We start from the raw sequence: 16,744 nt of genomic DNA, 5'->3' as shown, positions 1-16,744 counted from the left end.
GATGGAAGTGAATACGCAACAGGACCCATTCAAAGAAATACGTCCTTATCATGATAACGAAGTCGAGGCTGTATTACAGCGTTTGCTTTATGACAATGAATTGATAGGTGCGGTAACTCATTATCAGTTTCCTTCTTTACCCTCCTGGTTAGCAAAACTATTGAAGCCGTTTGTCCGCATCGGGCTGGCGCGCGAATTTGGTGATATTCAGTCTGTGAGGCAGTTTCAGCAGGCTGTCGCTAAATATATGACAAAAATGATTGCCAGGTCGACGACTCGTCTGAGTTGCTCAGGTATGGAGGCCCTGGAAGATGATGAAGCTTATCTGTTTGTGTCGAATCATCGTGATATTGCCATGGATCCGGCCTTTGTTAACTGGACGCACTATCAGCGCAACCTGCCGACGGTCAGGGTTGCGATAGGTGATAATTTACTCTCTAAGCCTTACGTTTCTGATCTTATGCGCTTAAATAAAAGTTTTATTGTTAAGCGTTCGTCAAAGGGGCCTAGAGAGATGTTGGCTGCAGTGACTCAGTTATCAGCATATATCGACCAGAGTATTCATGAAGGAGAATCTGTCTGGATAGCGCAACGGGAAGGTCGGGCAAAAGATGGTAATGACAAGACCGACCCTGCTATTCTGAAAATGTTTTATATGAGTCAGCGTAAGCAGCGCAGCTTTGCAGAAGCTATTAAGCGCCTGAATATTGTACCTGTTTCTATTTCTTACGAATTTGACCCTTGTGATCGAGCAAAAGCCATAGAGCTGGCCGAGCGTGAGAAAACTGGCGGATATAAAAAAGGTCAGCATGAAGATATTGAAAGTATTGTGCAGGGCATTACAGGATATAAGGGTGCCGTGCATATTCACTTTGGTGATGTGATTGTTGATGACTATGATGCCCCTGAAGCGTTGGCAGCCGAGCTGGATCGTCAGATACATCAAGGTTACTTCTTGCACCCTTCCAACTATATTGCTGCGGGTCAGCCGGATAAAGCGACAACTGCAGAGCGTGATGCTTTTGAAGAGCGTTTCAGAGGGTTAAGTCCGCGTGAAAGTGAAATTATGCGACGGATGTACGCCAATCCCGTGTATAACCAGGAATTAAAAAAGGGTGATGCTTGTGAGTAAATTGACTCATCTGGATGAGCAGGGTCATGCCCATATGGTAGATGTATCCGAAAAAGCTGTTACTACCCGTGAAGCTCGTGCTTATGCGGAGATACATATGTTACCGCAAACCCTGGAGATGATTGTATCTGGCGGCCATAAAAAAGGTGATGTACTTGCTGTGGCGCGTATTGCCGGTATTCAGGCGGCGAAGCGCACCAGTGATCTGATTCCGCTGTGTCATCCTCTGATGCTGACCAAGGTGTCAGTGGAGCTTCAACCTGATTTGAAAAAATCGGCGATCTGTATCACGACATTGTGCCGCTTATCAGGTCAGACAGGAGTTGAGATGGAGGCATTAACAGCGGCATCGGTCGCTGCGCTGACCTTGTATGATATGTGTAAAGCGGTTGATAAAGGTATGGTGATTTCAGACGTTAAGCTGCTGGAGAAAAAAGGTGGTAAAAGCGGTCACTGGGTATCGGAGGATAAATGATGTTATCACTCGTTTTTTTTGCCAGTGTGCGAGAAAAGTTAGGCGTCGAAAAAGAGCAATGGGAGTGGAGTGCTGACATCTTGACGGTCGAGCAGTTGCTGGTTTCCTTAGTTAAAGCCAAAGGTGAGCATTGGGGTAGTGTCTTGCTGCAGCCTAATCTGTTGATAGCGGTGAATCAGGAGATGGTCAGTTCGGATACTACTATTAATGATGGCGATGAGATCGCTTTTTTCCCACCGGTAACAGGCGGCTAATTGATGTCAAAGCAGGAAAAAACAGTATTGGGTTATCTTCGAGCGACTTTCTATTACATGGCATTTTATCCTGCCACTATTGTTTATAGCTTGCTGTGTGTTGTTGTGGCCAGACCGCTGCCGTTTCCTCAGCGATTTAAGTTTGTTACCTTGATTAATTATTTTTATATCGCGTGGTTACGTATTTGTTGTGGTGTGAAATTACATATTGAAGGGCTGGAGAATTTGCCGAAAGAGGGGGCTTATGTAGCGATAGCTAACCACCAGAGCGAATGGGAGACTATTTACTTTCAGGTTTTGATTCGTCCTCAGTGTATTGTATTGAAGAAAGAGCTCTTAAAAATGCCATTTTTTGGTTGGGCAATGGGCTTATTAGATCCGATTGCGTTAGATCGAAGTCAGAAGCGTGGTGCGTTAAAAGAGCTGTTGTTACAGGGAAAAGATCGCTTGGGTAAAGGTATACCGATTGTCATCTTTCCTCAGGGAACCCGGCTTGCAGTGGGAGATCGGGGGAAATTTAATAAAGGTGGAGCGATGCTGGCGGTCAGCTCTGAAGTGCCCGTTATTCCAATTGCTCATAATGCCGGTGTCTATTGGCCAGGTAAGAGCTTCATTAAGTATCCCGGTACCATTCAGTTGCGTATAGGTAAGCCAGTTTCTTCTGTAGGCAGAAGTGTTGATGAGGTTCATACAGAATCTGTGGGCTGGTTGCTGGCGCAGATGGAGCAGATGGAACAGGTAGAGTCAGAAGAGCGCCTCTGATTTTTTCCTTGCGGTAGTGAGCAGATATAAAAGTACAGATATAAAAAAACCGCCACTTCAACTGGCGGTTTTTTATTTTGCTTCAAGTATTAGCCGTTGTAGCGCTGGAATACCAGAGTAGAGTTAGTGCCGCCAAAGCCAAAGCTGTTGGACATAACACGGTCTAACTTCACATTATCTTTACGCACGGTAACAATCGGCATGCCTTCCGCTTCAGCATCGAGTTCATCAATGTTGGCTGATGCGCAGATGAAATCGTTTTCCATCATCAGTAGGCTGTAGATCGCTTCCTGAGCGCCTGTTGCGCCAAGGGAGTGTCCGGTGAGTGATTTGGTAGAGCTTACAGCAGGCATGTCAGCACCGAAGGTGTTCTTCATTGCTTTGAGTTCCTGTATGTCTCCGGCAGGTGTTGAGGTTCCGTGGGAATTGATATAGTCGATCTTACCGTCAACGGTGGCCATTGCCTGTTGCATGCAGCGCATCGCGCCTTCGCCGGACGGGGCAACCATATCGTAACCATCGGAGGTCGCACCATAGCCGACTAACTCGCCATAAATTTTAGCACCACGTGCTTTGGCGTGTTCCAGCTCTTCGAGAACCAGCATGCCTGCGCCGCCTGCAATGACGAAACCGTCACGATTGGCGTCATAGGCGCGAGATGCTTTGTCTGGTGTTTCATTGTACTTGCTGGACAATGCGCCCATAGCATCAAACATCACAGTCAGAGACCAGTGCAACTCTTCGCCGCCACCCGCAAAAACGATGTCTTGCTTGCCCATCTGAATCTGCTCCATTGCATTACCAATACAGTGGGCACTGGTGGCGCAGGCAGAGGTAATGGAGTAGTTGATGCCTTTAATTTTAAACGGTGTGGCAAGGCATGCTGAGACGGTGCTGCCCATGGTGCGAGTGACCCTGTAAGGGCCTACGCGGCGCACGCCTTTGTCGCGTAAAATATCAGCGCTTTCAACGATATCAGCAGAAGATGCGCCGCCGGAGCCGGCAATCAATCCAGTGCGAACATTGGATACCTGATCGTCAGTGAGCTGTGCGTCTTTAATGGCTTGGTCCATTGCAAGGTATGAGTATGCTGCAGCATTACCCATAAATCGACGAAGCTTGCGATCAATTAGCGCCTCCAGGTCGATATCAATGCTACCGGCCACATGGCTACGAAAACCTAATTCTTTGTACTCTTCCTGGAACTTAATGCCAGAACGGCCTTGTTTCAATGAATCAAGTACAGTTTCTTTATCGTTACCCAAGCAGGATACGATACCCATTCCTGTCACTACAACGCGTCGCATATGTTGTATCTCCTGTTAAGAGGATTTTTTTTCTTATTCGTTGATGGATTAGTGTGCCTGTTTAGCCCACGCTGCATTTGATAAGCGAAGTGGGCAAGACTGAATAATAGATCAGAAATTGTCGGTCGATGTGAACAGGCCTACGCGCAGATCTTTAGCGGTATAAATTACACGGCCATCAACAGAAACAGTGCCATCGGCAATGCCCATTACCAGTTTGCGTTCAATAACACGCTTTAATTCAATATGGTATGTGACTTTCTTGGCCGTAGGCAATACCTGTCCGGTGAATTTTACTTCCCCGGAACCGAGTGCGCGTCCACGACCTTTGTTGCCTCTCCAGCCAAGGTAGAAACCAACAATTTGCCACATGGCGTCTAAGCCTAAACAGCCAGGCATAACCGGATCCGTTGGGAAGTGGCATTCGAAAAACCATAGGTCTGGATTAATGTCGAGTTCGGCAATAATTTCACCTTTGCCGAATTGTCCGCCATCATCGGATATGTTGGTGATGCGATCCATCATTAACATATTCCCTACTGGCAGGCGTGCATTGCCAGGTCCAAACATTTCGCCGTGCCCGCATTTTAACAGGTCTTCGCGTTCAAAAGAGGATGCTTTAGTCATGAGGAGGCTGTCTATCCCGAGAAAATTTGAGTCAAAATATGAGTTGATTATACCGGTTTGATTCACGCTAGGCACGGTTTGAGTCGGGTAAATTGCTCAAAGAGGCTTTTTTATTTTCTAAAAAGTGGCTTATTTCGGCGAAAATCTGCATTTCTGCCCACCTGAAGCTCAGGTGGGCACATTGTTGAATGGCGTGATAAGAATATTAAGCTTTTCTGTTTACAGCAATATGAGCCAGTAGTTCGAGAGTTTCTTTAAAGGAAGACTCAGGCAGAGAAGACAGTGCTTCTATTGCATAATCGGCTTGCTGGAGCGCGCTTTTTTGGGTGTATTCAATTGCGCCGCTGCGTTTTACAATATCCAATACAGGCTCCAGGTTTTCAAGTCCGCCTTTGCGAATGGTTTGGCGAATGAGTTGGCGCTCATCTTCTGTGGCAACTTTCATGGCCTGAATCAGGGGGAGTGTGGGTTTCCCTTCTGCTAAATCATCACCTGCGTTTTTGCCCATCTCTTCGGCAGTGGAAAGATAGTCCATGACATCGTCAATCAGTTGAAAAGCTATGCCCAGATGGTGCCCGTAAATGCGCAATGCTTCCTGATGTTCTTTGGGAGCGTTAGCCAAAATCGCGCCCACTTCAGTAGCGGCTTCAAAAAGCATAGCTGTTTTGCCGATGATGACTTGCATATAGTCTTCTTCGGTGGTGTCCGGGTTGCGGCAGTTTAAGAGTTGTAATACTTCGCCTTCAGCAATCACATTGGTGGTGTTGGATATGACGTGCATAATGTCCATGCTGCCGATCTCTACCATGATCTGAAAAGCGCGCGAATAGAGGAAATCGCCTACCAGAACGCTGGGTGCATTGCCCCATTTTGCATTAGCAGTGTCTTTTCCCCGGCGCAGGTCTGAGTTGTCTACTACGTCGTCGTGAAGCAGAGTTGCTGTATGGATAAACTCAATAACGGCTGACAGAGATATGTGATGGTTGCCTTTATAATTGCAGGCATTGGCAGCAAGCAATACCAGTAATGGCCTCAATCGCTTTCCGCCACTTTCAACAATGTAGTGTCCGATCTTTTCGACCAGTGGGACATTTGATCCCAAGTGATTGATTATATAATCATTTACGGATTCGAATTGTGGCTCTATGGCTGGGTTTAGCTGATGTGGTTGCATGCGACAACTTTATTATATTGAAATGGACGTAAGGGCGCATGCTAGGGCTTGCGGAGCAAGGTGTCAAGAATTGACAGTCAGGGTAGTAAATTGCTTGAGTTATTAGATCAATTGCTTTAAAATCTCGCGCCCTGAGCTTATCCAACTTAGCTCCCTACCATATGGGTTGTCCATTAGAAGTAGGCTTCGTTTTAGTAGCCGGATAAGCGTAAATTGGAGATAAAGATGTTTGCAGTAATCGTAAGCGGTGGAAAGCAGTATCGAGTACAGGAAGGTTATACGCTGAAGCTGGAAAAGCTGACAGCAGAAGCCGGTTCCAGTATTGAATTTGATCGTGTTTTGATGGTCGGTAATGGCGATGACGTTAAAGTTGGTTTGCCAACTGTCGAAGGCGCAAAAGTTACTGCTGAAGTGATCGGGAATGGTCGTGGCGCTAAAGTGTCAATTATCAAATTCCGTCGCCGTAAGCACAGCATGACTCGTCAGGGCCACCGTCAGTGGTTTACTGAAGTAAAAATCACTGGAATCAGCGCATAAGCTGAGTTGTCGGGAGATAGAAAATGGCTCATAAGAAAGCGGGTGGTTCTACTCGAAATGGTCGCGACTCACAATCCAAGCGTTTAGGTGTTAAGCGCTTCGGTGGACAGGTCGTGATCGCAGGTAACATTATTGTTCGTCAGCGTGGTACGCATTTTCATGCAGGTACTAACGTAGGCCTAGGAAAAGATCACACTCTGTTTGCTAAAGCAGATGGTGTGGTTAAATTCGAAGTCAAAGGCGCGAATAATCGTAAATACGTCAGCATCGTTCCAGCTTAAAAACTGGCGTTGTTGCTGAAAAAAAGCTCCGCTCAGCGGGGCTTTTTTTGTTTCTGATCAATCCTCGCGGTATGCTTTGCGGGATTGTTCTTGGGAGATAGGTTATGAAGTTTGTAGATGAAGCGACGATCACTGTAGAAGCGGGTAAGGGCGGTAACGGCTGTCTTAGCTTTCGTCGTGAAAAATATGTACCCAAGGGCGGTCCTGATGGTGGCGATGGCGGAGATGGCGGGTCGATCTTTTTAGAGGCGGTTGCTGGTCTGAATACGCTGGTGGATTTTCGTTTTACGCGTGTGCATAAAGCGCAGACAGGCCAGAGTGGGATGGGGCGTAATTGCTCGGGTAATAAAGGTGAAGACCTTGTTCTGAAGGTGCCGGTGGGTACGACTGTTATTGATATTGATACCAATGAAGTGTTGGCTGATTTAACGGTTGAAGGACAGTGTGAAAAAGTGGCTCAAGGTGGTTTTCATGGCTTGGGTAATACGCGCTATAAGAGTAGTGTGAATCGCGCGCCACGACAGACCAGTAATGGTAGTGCGGGTGAGTTCCGTAATCTTAAGCTTGAGCTTAAAGTGCTGGCTGATGTGGGTTTGCTGGGTTTGCCAAATGCGGGTAAATCGACGTTTGTGCGTGCAGTGTCAGCGGCGACACCTAAGGTGGCGGATTATCCGTTTACCACCTTGGTGCCGAGTTTGGGTGTTGTCAGAACGGAGCGTAATCGTAGTTTTGTAGTAGCTGATATTCCTGGGATTATTGAAGGGGCGGCTGAAGGTGCTGGTTTGGGGATACGTTTCCTTAAGCATCTGGCTCGAAATCGTGTTTTGTTGCATATCGTTGATATGGCGCCGTGGGATGAGCAGACACCTGAGCAATCCGCTAAAGTGGTAGTTGAGGAGTTGACTAAGTTTAGTCCGACGTTGGCTGCTCAGCCTCGCTGGTTGGTGTTAAATAAACTGGATATGGTGCCTGCAGATGAGCAGGATGAGCGCTGTCAGTCTGTGATTGATGCGCTGGGTTGGGAAGGCCCTGTTTATCGCATCTCGGCTATCGATAAAGGTGGTGTGAAGCCGCTGACAATGGATTTGCAGAATTTCCTCGATGAAAGGGCGGCTGCATTCGTTGCTGATCCTGAATTGCAGCAGGAGGAGAATGAGATCCGGGCGCTGGTAGACGCTGAGGCACGTCTGCATATTGAGCGTTTACGTCAGTCTATGCGTAAGAAGCGTGATAGCGATCAGGATATTGATATCGATGAAGATGATGACTTCGACGATGATGATTATGATGTTGATGTGGAATATGTTCGCTGAGTGTAGCGGGTAGGGGTGGATGTGACAGCAAATCGAGAGAGAATGCAGAAGGCGCGTCGATGGGTTGTTAAGATCGGTAGTGCTTTGTTAACCAATGATGGTCAGGGATTAGATGCAGAAGCGATTAGTCGCTGGGTGGATCAATTGGCGGCATTGAGGCAGCAGGGGATGGAGATTGTTCTGGTTTCCTCTGGTGCGGTGGCGGAAGGGATGACGCGGCTCGGTTGGGTTGCCCGGCCGAAAGAATTAAATCGGTTGCAGGCGGCCGCAGCTGTTGGGCAGACGGGGTTGGTGCAGGCCTATGAGGCTAATTTTCAGCGTCATGCTACTCATACTGCTCAGATTTTGCTGACGCACGATGACTTAACTAACCGCAATCGCTATCTGAATGCCAGAGCAACGCTGAAGACATTGATTGAAATGGGTGTCGTACCGGTTGTGAATGAGAATGACACGGTGGTTACTGACGAGTTTCGCTTTGGTGATAATGATACCTTGGCGGCGTTAGTGGCAAATCTGATTGAGGCTGACGGGGTTATTTTACTAACAGATCAGCTTGGTTTGTATACGGCTGATCCTCGCTCTAATCCGCAGGCTGAGTTGATTTCTCAGGCGCGGGCAGAGGATGAGGCGCTCGTGGCGGTAGCGGGCGGTGGTGGTAGGCTGGGGCAAGGCGGAATGGCGACCAAGGTAAGGGCAGCTAAATTGGCGGCCCGCTCCGGAGCGGTGACCTTGATAGCCAGTGGGCGAGAAGATGATGTGCTACTGCGTTTAAAGCAGGGTGAGGTGTTGGGTACCTTGTTGGTGCCTGATCGTAGCCCGATGGCAGCGCGAAAGCAGTGGCTGGCGGGGCATCTGCAGGCTCGGGGTACGCTGGTGCTTGATGCGGGCGCTGTGTTGGCCTTAACGGAGCGTGGTAAGAGTTTGTTGCCGGCGGGTGTTCGAAGTTTGACAGGACGGTTTACGCGCGGCGAGATGGTGTTGCTCACGGATGAAGCGGGTAGGGTGGTTGCGCGTGGTTTGGTTAATTATGGGGCTGAAGATGCTCGAAAAATTATCGGCAAACCCAGCTCTGCAATATCCATGGCGTTAGGCTATGTCAGTGAAGAGGAGTTGATGCACAGGGATAATCTGGTGCTGGCTTGAAGCTTTTCGGCGCTTTTGGGTTTTGTTTAGTTCTGCTTTGGTGTCTGTTTTTGATCAAAATGCAGGCATAAAAATTACCAGAATTCAGGCACAAAAAAACCGGCAGAAGCCGGTTTTTTTAATGGGCGATGGAGATTAAGCCATAGCCTTGATGCGTGTGTTCATGCGGCTTTTGCTGCGGGCAATTTTGTTTTTCTCAAAAATGCCTTTATTAACAGAAGCGTCCATGAATGGCTGGGCAACTTTCAATGCTTCAGTTGCAGCAGCTTTGTCACCGCTTGCAATAGCAGCAGCAACTTTTTTGATGTACGTTCGAACCATGGAGCGGAGGCTAGCATTATGCTGACGACGTTTCTCCGACTGGCGAGCGCGTTTACGGGATCCTGCGGAGTTGGCCACAATCCGGCTCCTTTCAAGTAGGGTTAATTTCTATCTGGTAAATCACCAGAATTTGAGACGCAAGATTATTCATGTTTCTGGGCCTGCTGTCAATAAAGAGAAGAAAGTTTATTATAAAATAGATAAGATGCGTGGCGTATATGGCCGTCGTATGAAGGTGGATTGTGAATAGAGGCGCTGCAGAAGGGGTTAAAAAGCGGAGCGGGTTGTTACGCTCCAGCGGTGTCGTCGGCATGATGACGATGCTGTCTCGTATTTTAGGTTTAGTTCGGGATGTTGTTATTGCCGGGTATTTTGGTGCCAGTGGTAGTGCTGATGCGTTTTTTGTGGCGTTCAAAATTCCTAATTTTTTGCGTCGTTTGTTTGCAGAGGGGGCTTTCTCGCAAGCGTTTGTGCCTGTTTTATCGGAGTATCAGACACAGCAGGATCATGAGGCGGTAAAACGTCTGGTCGATAGGGTGGCTGGAACGCTGGGGCTTATTCTGTTGGTGATTAGTATCGTGGCAGTGTTGGCTGCGCCTGTGCTGACGGCCATTTTTGCTCCGGGATTCTATATGAATCACAGTGCTAAGTTTGAGCTTGCATCTGAGATGCTGCGCATCACTTTTCCTTACTTGTTACTTATTTCTTTAACCGCTTTTGCGGGAGCTATTCTGAATACTTATGGCCGTTTTGCTATCCCGGCATTTACGCCAGTGTTGTTGAATGTCAGCTTGATTGGGTCCGCTGTATTTCTCAGCCCGATGTTTGACGAACCCGTTGTGGCGTTAGCCTGGGGGGTGTTTATAGCGGGTGTGTTGCAGTTGGTATTTCAGTTTCCGTTTTTAATGCATCTGAAGTTGCTGCCAAGACCTGTGTTCGGATGGCAGGATGAAGGTGTTCAACGTATTCTTAAGTTGATGATCCCTGCTTTATTCGGCGTGTCGGTTGCACAGATAAATCTTCTTTTAGATACAGTGCTGGCATCTTTTTTACAGACGGGGAGTGTCTCGTGGCTCTATTATTCGGATCGCTTGACTGAGTTGCCGCTAGGTGTTTTTGGGATAGCGATATCGACGGTCATTTTGCCCAGTCTTGCGCGTAAACATGCGAGTCGTTCGGCAAAAGAGTTCGCGCATACTCTGGACTGGGCAGTGCGTATGATTTTGTTGATTGGGTTGCCTTCTGCGGTGGCGCTGATTCTGCTGGCTGAGCCGCTGATTATTACCTTGTTTAAATACGGTGCGTTGACAGAAAGAGATGTGGCTATGTCGGCGATGAGTTTGCGGGCGTATTCCTGCGGGTTATTAGCTTTTATGTTGATTAAGGTATTGGCTCCCGGATATTTTTCGCGCCAGGATATGAAAACGCCGGTGAAAATAGCAGTTCAGGCGATGGTGGCGAATATGGTCCTGAACCTGTTATTGATTTGGCATTTTCAGCATGTTGGCCTGGCGATGGCGACGGCGCTATCCGCTTTTTTAAATGCGGGCCTTTTGTTGCGAGGCTTGCTGCGCGAAGGTGTGTTTATTTGGCAGCCGGGTTGGGCTGTGCTGTTGGTTCGCTTGTTTTTGGCAGTGCTGGCGTTAGCGGCGGTGATTGTCTGGTATAGCCCTGCAGCCAGTGTCTGGATGGCGGGTGATGTATGGATGCGAGTCCAGCATATGTTGATTGTTGTCGTTGGCGGTGCCGCTGCTTACTTTGGCGTATTGCTGTTGGCGGGACTTCGATTGACACATATTCGGGCCTAATTCGAATTTGCAGTACTCGTTGTGCACTAACTGAGCTATAATTCTGCGTTTTTATTCAGGTTGTATTAAATTCGATGGAATTGATTCGCGGGCTGCATAATTTACGAGAAAAACACCGTGGATGTGTGGCAACCATTGGTAATTTTGATGGCGTCCATCTTGGGCATATGCGTGTTTTGGAGCAGGTTAAGGCCAAAGCACGGCAGTTGGACTTGCCTACTACCGTTATTATCTTCGAACCGCAGCCTCGGGAGTTTTTTGGTGGTGATAATGTGCCGTCAAGATTGACTCGTTTTGGTGAAAAAGTCCGACTATTGCGGGCTCAGGGAGTTGACCGGGTTTTGTGCCTGGCATTCAACGCTCAGTTACAGAAAATGACGGCCGCCGAGTTCGTTGAAAATTTGTTATTGAAAGGGCTGGATGTAAAGCATTTCGTAGTGGGTGATGATTTCCGTTTTGGTTGCGATCGTGCCGGTGACTATCAGATGCTCAAGTCCGTAGGACAGCAGTATGGTTTCAGCGTTGTTAATACCGAAACCTTCACTGTTGATGCTGAGCGGGTGAGTAGCTCGCGGGTCAGGCAGGCGTTGGAGCAAAACGATTTTGACCTGGCTGAGCGCCTGTTGGGGCGCCGCTACTGTATAGCCGGGCGAGTTATGCATGGTCAGAAACTCGGGCGCCAGCTAGGCGTACCTACAGCGAATATCCGTATGCATCGGTTTATCGCGCCATTGAGAGGCGTTTATGCGGTCACAATGTATCGTGGTCAGCAGCTTGTGGGGCAAGGCGTGTGCAATATTGGGATGCGCCCTACAGTCAATGGCACTCATCCGGTTTTAGAAGTTCACCTGTTAGGTTTTGACGGTGATCTTTATGGGCAGTTGCTCAGTGTGGAGTTTGAAAAATTCCTGCGAAAAGAACAGAAGTTTGATGGGCTCGAACAGCTCCGCAAACAAATTTTTAATGATATAGAGGTGGCGCAAACCTATTTTGCTCAGCCTAAATGATCTGGAATAAATGTGATGACCGACTATAAAGCGACATTGAATCTGCCGGATACAGAATTCCCAATGAGAGGTAATCTGGCGAAGCGTGAGCCCGATATGCTGAAGAAATGGCAGGATATGGGGTTATACCAGAAGATTCGTGAAATAAGTGCAGGCCGGCCTACGTTTGTTTTGCATGATGGACCTCCCTACGCGAATGGCAACATTCATCTTGGCCACGCTGTTAACAAAGTATTGAAAGATATTATCGTTAAATCTAAAACGCTCAGCGGCTTTGATGCGCCTTATGTGCCTGGTTGGGATTGCCATGGTTTGCCTATCGAGCACAAGGTGGAAGTCACTCACGGCAAGAACATGGGCGCAGATAAAACCCGCGAACTATGCCGCAGCTATGCGCATGAGCAGATTGAAGGTCAGAAAAATGACTTTATTCGCTTGGGTGTGTTTGGTGATTGGGCTAATCCATACAAAACAATGGATTTTGCCAATGAAGCGGGAGAGATCCGCGCTTTAGGAAAAATGGTAGAAGGCGGCTACGTTTTTAAAGGCCTGAAGCCGGTTAACTGGTGTTTTGATTGCGGTTCAGCGCTGGCTGAGGCGGAAGTGGAATATGCGGATAAAAAATCGTCAGCCATCGATGTCGCTTTCGAATGTACAGCAGCGGATAAATTAGCGGCTGCGTTCGGTTTGAGTGCGTTGGATAAGCCGGCTTTTTCTGTTATCTGGACGACAACACCCTGGACAATTCCTGCTAACCAGGCGATGAATGTTCATCCTGAGTTTGAATATGCGCTGGTGGATGTGGGCGACCGTTTTTTGCTGTTGGCAGCAGAGTTAGTTGAAAGTTGTTTGCAGCGCTATGAGTTGCAAGGCCGTGTTGTGGCTAAAACAATGGGTGCAACACTAGAGCACATCGCTTTTAAGCACCCGCTGTATGATCGTGAGTCTCCGATCTATTTGGCTGATTATGTGGCGTTGGATGCCGGTACGGGTATCGTGCACTCTTCACCAGCCTACGGCGTAGATGACTTCGTAACTTGTCGTAGCTACGGCATGGAATTTGACCAGATATTGAGCCTGGTGAAAGCTGATGGTGTTTATATTGACGATCTGGAAGACTTTGGTGGTTTATCCATCTGGGATGCCAATCCTAAAATTGTCGAAAAGCTACAAGAAAATCAGCGTTTGCTGACGCATAAAACTATCAGCCACAGCTATATGCATTGCTGGCGACATAAAACGCCATTGATCTACCGTGCGACAGCGCAGTGGTTTGTTGGTATGGACAAGCAACCCAAATCTGGCACGACATTACGCGAGAGTGCGCTGGACGCGATCGAAAAAACTCAGTTTGTACCTGGTTGGGGCAAACCTCGCTTGCACAGCATGATCGCTAATCGTCCCGACTGGTGTATCTCGCGTCAGCGTAACTGGGGTGTGCCGATCCCGTTTTTTCTGAATAAAGAAACAGGTGAGCTACATGAGGATACGGTTGCACTGATCGAGCAAGTGGCCTTGCGTGTTGAGCAGGAGGGTATTGAGGCCTGGTTTAAGCTGGACTCCGCTGAGCTGCTGGGTGACGACGCTGATCTATATGACAAAGTAACCGATACATTAGATGTATGGTTCGACTCAGGTACGACACACTGGCATGTGATGCGTGGTTCTCATCCAATGGGGCATGATAGTGGCCCGCGTGCTGATCTGTATCTGGAAGGCTCAGACCAGCATCGAGGATGGTTCCATTCATCCTTGCTGACAGGTTGTGCGATTGATGGTCATGCGCCGTATAAAGAGCTTCTTACCCACGGTTTTACCGTTGATGAGAAGGGCTATAAAATGTCTAAATCATTGGGTAATACGGTCGTTCCACAAGAAGTGACGGATACCTTAGGTGCGGATATTCTGCGTTTATGGGTAGCTTCAACCGATTACTCAGGTGAAATGGCAGTATCAAAGCAGATCCTGCAGCGTACAGCCGACTCCTATCGTCGTATCCGGAATACATCCCGATTCCTGCTGGCCAATCTGAATGGTTTCGATCCGGTGACGGATCTGGTGGCACCAGAAAATATGCTGGCACTGGATCGCTGGGCTGTTGATGCCACTGCTCGCTTACAAGAGAAAGTCAAAGAGTCATACGCCAGTTATCGCTTTTTGGATGTTTATCAGCAGGTACACCATTTCTGTGTTCAGGAATTAGGTGGTTTCTATCTGGATATTATCAAGGATCGCCAGTACACCACTAAAGCCGACAGTCTGGTGCGCCACTCTTGTCAGACAGCGCTGTATCATATAGCACAGGCGCTTACGCGCTGGATTGCGCCGATCCTCAGCTTTACTGCAGAAGAGATCTACGCTGCATTGCCGGGTCAGGGTAAGAGCGAAAGCATCTTCTTTGAAACCTGGTATGAAGGCTTGTTTGAGCTGGATGCCAACGTTGCTTTTGACCGGGATTACTGGGTTCGGATCTTCGCTGTAAAAAGTGCAGTCAACAAAGTATTGGAAGAAGCGCGTAACGAAAAACTGGTGAAAGCATCCTTATCTACGGAAGCTACTCTGTATGCGAATGACAGCATTATGGCTGACCTGCAGCAGTTGGGTGATGAGCTGCGCTTCGTCCTGATTACATCAGAGGCGGTGCTGAAACCTCTCAGTGAAGCTGAAGGGGCACGTGAAACCGAACTAGATGGAATGAAGGTTGCGTTGAAAGCATCTGCGCATGTGAAGTGTGAGCGCTGCTGGCATCACCGCGAAGATGTGGGTGCGCATGCCGACCATCCGGAGTTGTGTAATCGTTGCGTAGATAATGTATATGGTGTGGGTGAGGCGCGGAAATTCGCTTAATAATATGACGAAACAGGTAACAGGAAGCACGTTGGGTTCCTTAAAATGGTTGTGGCTAACTGTATTTGTGTTAGCCGCTGATCTGCTGAGTAAGAAATTGGCACAGCAATGGCTGGATTATGGTGTGCCACATTCACTATTCAGCGGATTGGATATGACGTTGCTCTATAACACGGGTGCGGCATTTAGTTTTTTATCTGAAGCAGGCGGTTGGCAGCGTTGGTTATTTGTTGTTATTGCCGTGTTGATTAGTGGTGTGCTGGTTGTCTGGTTGAAACGTACCGATAAGCGTCAGTGGTGGCTGGGTATGGGCTTGGCTCTGATACTTGGCGGTGCATTGGGAAATCTGCATGACCGTATTTTGTTGGGTTATGTTGTCGATTTCATATCTGTCTATTATCAGACAAGCTTCTTTCCGGCGTTTAATTTAGCGGATAGTGCTATTACGCTTGGTGCTGCCATTATGATTATTGATATGCTGTTTTTGGAAAAACAGAATGAAGATGCTAATGGTGAGCCTGAAGAGTATCCCGACGGAGAAAAACATGACTGAGCAAATAATTGACCAACTGCAAATAGGTCCTGAAAAAACCATCACATTACACTTTGAAATAAGGTTACAGAGTGGTGATGTGGTGGACAGTAATTTTAAGGGTCAGCCGGCGACTTTCACTATTGGCGACGGCAATATGTTAGCTGGATTTGAAGCCGCAATTTTTGGCCTGAAAGCAGGTGATCGCGAAACCTTTTTAATTACGCCTGAGCACGGATTTGGTATGCCTAATCCGAGTAATATTCAGAAAGTAGGGCGTGAAAACTTTGCTGATATGGAGCTTGAATCAGGTTTGGTTGTCGGCTTTCAGGATGCCAGTGGCGAACTGCCGGGTGTCGTTGTTTCATTTGATGAAAAAAATGTTGCTGTTGATTTCAATCATCCACTCGCAGGCAAAACCCTGGAGTTTGAAGTCGAAATACTTGAAGTGATTTAATAGAGCTGCTTTAACCGCAGTGCTTTAACAGTGCTGCTTTAACAGTGCTGCCTTAACAGTGCTGCCTTAACAGTGCTGCCTTAACAGTACTGCCTTAAAAGTGCTGCCTTAACAGTACTGCCTTAACAGTACTGCCTTAAAAAGGTACTTGAAAAGCCTCTTAGCTTTTATCGGCAGCTATATAACTTAGACAAGGATTGTCTTCCCTCCTCATTCCAGAAACCCTCTGCTGTTTTTTTACTTTCTGCCGGAAATGGCCACATTCATTTTTTAGCCTATACTAATATTGTTGCTGTGTTTAGATTTTGTACAGTCAGTAAACAGTAGAATTTTATGTATTTGAATTTGAATTTGAATGAAATCTTCATGGAAAGAAGATTAGCCAAGACAACGGATTGTTAATGCTCCAGTACAGATAAATATAAAATTATATGAAGCGAAACCTTGGTTTTACACTCGTTGAATTAATGGTGACTTTGGCTGTTTTAGTGATATTGATCAGTATAGCCATCCCTAATTTTATGAACATGATTCAGAATAGCCGCTCAGCTGCTTTAGCCAATAGCATTGTTATTGCATTGAATGTGGCACGTAGTGAGGCAGTAAAAAGAAATGTCTTGGTGAATCTTTGTCCCAGTAGTGATGGCGCAACCTGTATGGCGGCGCCACTCGACTGGAGCGTAGGCTGGATTGTCCAGCAAAATGCTGGAGCGACTTTGCAGGTTTGGGATGCACCGGATGCGGGTGCCGTGATTGCTCAAACG

The 16,744-nt window shown here is 47.5% G+C and carries 18 protein-coding genes; 14 read left to right on the top strand and 4 right to left on the bottom strand.

Annotation, left to right across the window (positions count from 1 at the left end):
• Position 1: 1 nt before the first annotated feature.
• From ABY436_RS06035 to ABY436_RS06020, 4 genes are read left to right on the top strand one after another with little or no spacing between them, the layout of a single operon-like run.
• Complete coding sequence (locus ABY436_RS06035; RefSeq protein WP_372738117.1) at positions 2-1,132, top strand: 1-acyl-sn-glycerol-3-phosphate acyltransferase; 1,131 nt, start codon at positions 2-4, stop codon at positions 1,130-1,132.
• A complete protein-coding gene (gene moaC / locus ABY436_RS06030) occupies positions 1,125-1,607 on the top strand; it encodes a cyclic pyranopterin monophosphate synthase MoaC (protein ID WP_372738116.1) in 483 nt (160 codons plus the stop codon). Before ABY436_RS06035 ends, moaC begins: the two co-directional genes overlap by 8 nt.
• Positions 1,604-1,861, top strand: coding sequence for a molybdopterin converting factor subunit 1 (gene moaD / locus ABY436_RS06025; protein ID WP_372738115.1), 258 nt, complete (start codon positions 1,604-1,606; stop codon positions 1,859-1,861). Before moaC ends, moaD begins: the two co-directional genes overlap by 4 nt.
• Before the next feature lie 3 nt (positions 1,862-1,864).
• A complete protein-coding gene (locus ABY436_RS06020; protein ID WP_372738114.1) occupies positions 1,865-2,623 on the top strand; it encodes a lysophospholipid acyltransferase family protein in 759 nt (252 codons plus the stop codon).
• An 89-nt stretch (positions 2,624-2,712) separates the two neighbouring features.
• Here ABY436_RS06020 and fabB read toward each other — a convergent pair whose 3' ends face one another.
• From fabB to ispB, 3 genes are all read right to left on the bottom strand, one after another.
• Complete coding sequence (fabB, locus tag ABY436_RS06015) at positions 2,713-3,930, bottom strand: beta-ketoacyl-ACP synthase I (protein ID WP_372738113.1); 1,218 nt, start codon at positions 3,928-3,930, stop codon at positions 2,713-2,715.
• A 111-nt stretch (positions 3,931-4,041) separates the two neighbouring features.
• Entirely contained in the window at positions 4,042-4,557 is a 516-nt protein-coding gene (fabA, locus tag ABY436_RS06010; protein WP_090730242.1) for a 3-hydroxyacyl-[acyl-carrier-protein] dehydratase FabA, read from the bottom strand.
• Between the two features lie 205 nt (positions 4,558-4,762).
• Positions 4,763-5,731: an octaprenyl diphosphate synthase gene (gene ispB, locus ABY436_RS06005; RefSeq protein ID WP_372738112.1), complete on the bottom strand. Its 969-nt coding sequence runs from the start codon at positions 5,729-5,731 to the stop codon at positions 4,763-4,765.
• Positions 5,732-5,956: 225 nt separating this feature from the next.
• Between ispB and rplU the strand changes: the two genes are divergently transcribed.
• The 4 genes from rplU (at position 5,957) to proB (ending at position 9,008) form a co-directional block, all read left to right on the top strand.
• Positions 5,957-6,268 carry a 50S ribosomal protein L21 gene (rplU, locus tag ABY436_RS06000; RefSeq protein WP_372738111.1) on the top strand — a complete coding sequence of 104 codons (312 nt, stop codon included), beginning with the start codon at positions 5,957-5,959 and terminating at the stop codon, positions 6,266-6,268.
• Positions 6,269-6,291: 23 nt separating this feature from the next.
• Positions 6,292-6,549: a 50S ribosomal protein L27 gene (rpmA, locus tag ABY436_RS05995; RefSeq protein WP_090730251.1), complete on the top strand. Its 258-nt coding sequence runs from the start codon at positions 6,292-6,294 to the stop codon at positions 6,547-6,549.
• Positions 6,550-6,653: 104 nt separating this feature from the next.
• On the top strand, positions 6,654-7,862 hold the full coding sequence (gene cgtA, locus ABY436_RS05990; RefSeq protein WP_372738110.1) for an Obg family GTPase CgtA: 1,209 nt from the start codon (positions 6,654-6,656) through the stop codon (positions 7,860-7,862).
• Positions 7,863-7,904: 42 nt separating this feature from the next.
• Positions 7,905-9,008, top strand: a complete 1,104-nt coding sequence (gene proB / locus ABY436_RS05985; protein ID WP_372738131.1) for a glutamate 5-kinase — start codon at positions 7,905-7,907, stop codon at positions 9,006-9,008.
• Positions 9,009-9,143: 135 nt separating this feature from the next.
• Here proB and rpsT read toward each other — a convergent pair whose 3' ends face one another.
• Positions 9,144-9,407 carry a 30S ribosomal protein S20 gene (rpsT, locus tag ABY436_RS05980; RefSeq protein ID WP_372738109.1) on the bottom strand — a complete coding sequence of 88 codons (264 nt, stop codon included), beginning with the start codon at positions 9,405-9,407 and terminating at the stop codon, positions 9,144-9,146.
• 233 nt (positions 9,408-9,640) lie between these two features.
• Here rpsT and murJ point away from each other — a divergent pair, with 233 nt between their 5' ends.
• The 6 genes from murJ to ABY436_RS05950 form a co-directional block, all read left to right on the top strand.
• Positions 9,641-11,137, top strand: a complete 1,497-nt coding sequence (murJ, locus tag ABY436_RS05975) for a murein biosynthesis integral membrane protein MurJ (RefSeq protein ID WP_372738130.1) — start codon at positions 9,641-9,643, stop codon at positions 11,135-11,137.
• Positions 11,138-11,211: 74 nt separating this feature from the next.
• A complete protein-coding gene (ribF, locus tag ABY436_RS05970) occupies positions 11,212-12,144 on the top strand; it encodes a bifunctional riboflavin kinase/FAD synthetase (protein WP_372738108.1) in 933 nt (310 codons plus the stop codon).
• 15 nt (positions 12,145-12,159) lie between these two features.
• Positions 12,160-14,991, top strand: a complete 2,832-nt coding sequence (ileS, locus tag ABY436_RS05965) for an isoleucine--tRNA ligase (protein ID WP_372738107.1) — start codon at positions 12,160-12,162, stop codon at positions 14,989-14,991.
• Positions 14,992-14,995: 4 nt separating this feature from the next.
• Entirely contained in the window at positions 14,996-15,544 is a 549-nt protein-coding gene (gene lspA, locus ABY436_RS05960) for a signal peptidase II (protein ID WP_372738106.1), read from the top strand.
• On the top strand, positions 15,537-15,980 hold the full coding sequence (locus ABY436_RS05955; protein ID WP_372738105.1) for a peptidylprolyl isomerase: 444 nt from the start codon (positions 15,537-15,539) through the stop codon (positions 15,978-15,980). Before lspA ends, ABY436_RS05955 begins: the two co-directional genes overlap by 8 nt.
• Positions 15,981-16,411: 431 nt before the next feature.
• Positions 16,412-16,744, top strand: a 333-nt coding sequence (locus tag ABY436_RS05950) for a GspH/FimT family pseudopilin (protein ID WP_372738104.1), incomplete at its 3' end; no start/stop codon positions are given.

Source organism: Neptunomonas sp. (genome assembly GCF_041601355.1).
Classification (GTDB): domain Bacteria; phylum Pseudomonadota; class Gammaproteobacteria; order Pseudomonadales; family Balneatricaceae; genus Neptunomonas.
The sequence above is the reverse complement of the archived record's forward strand: the minus strand, read 5'-3'. Positions and strand labels throughout refer to the sequence as shown.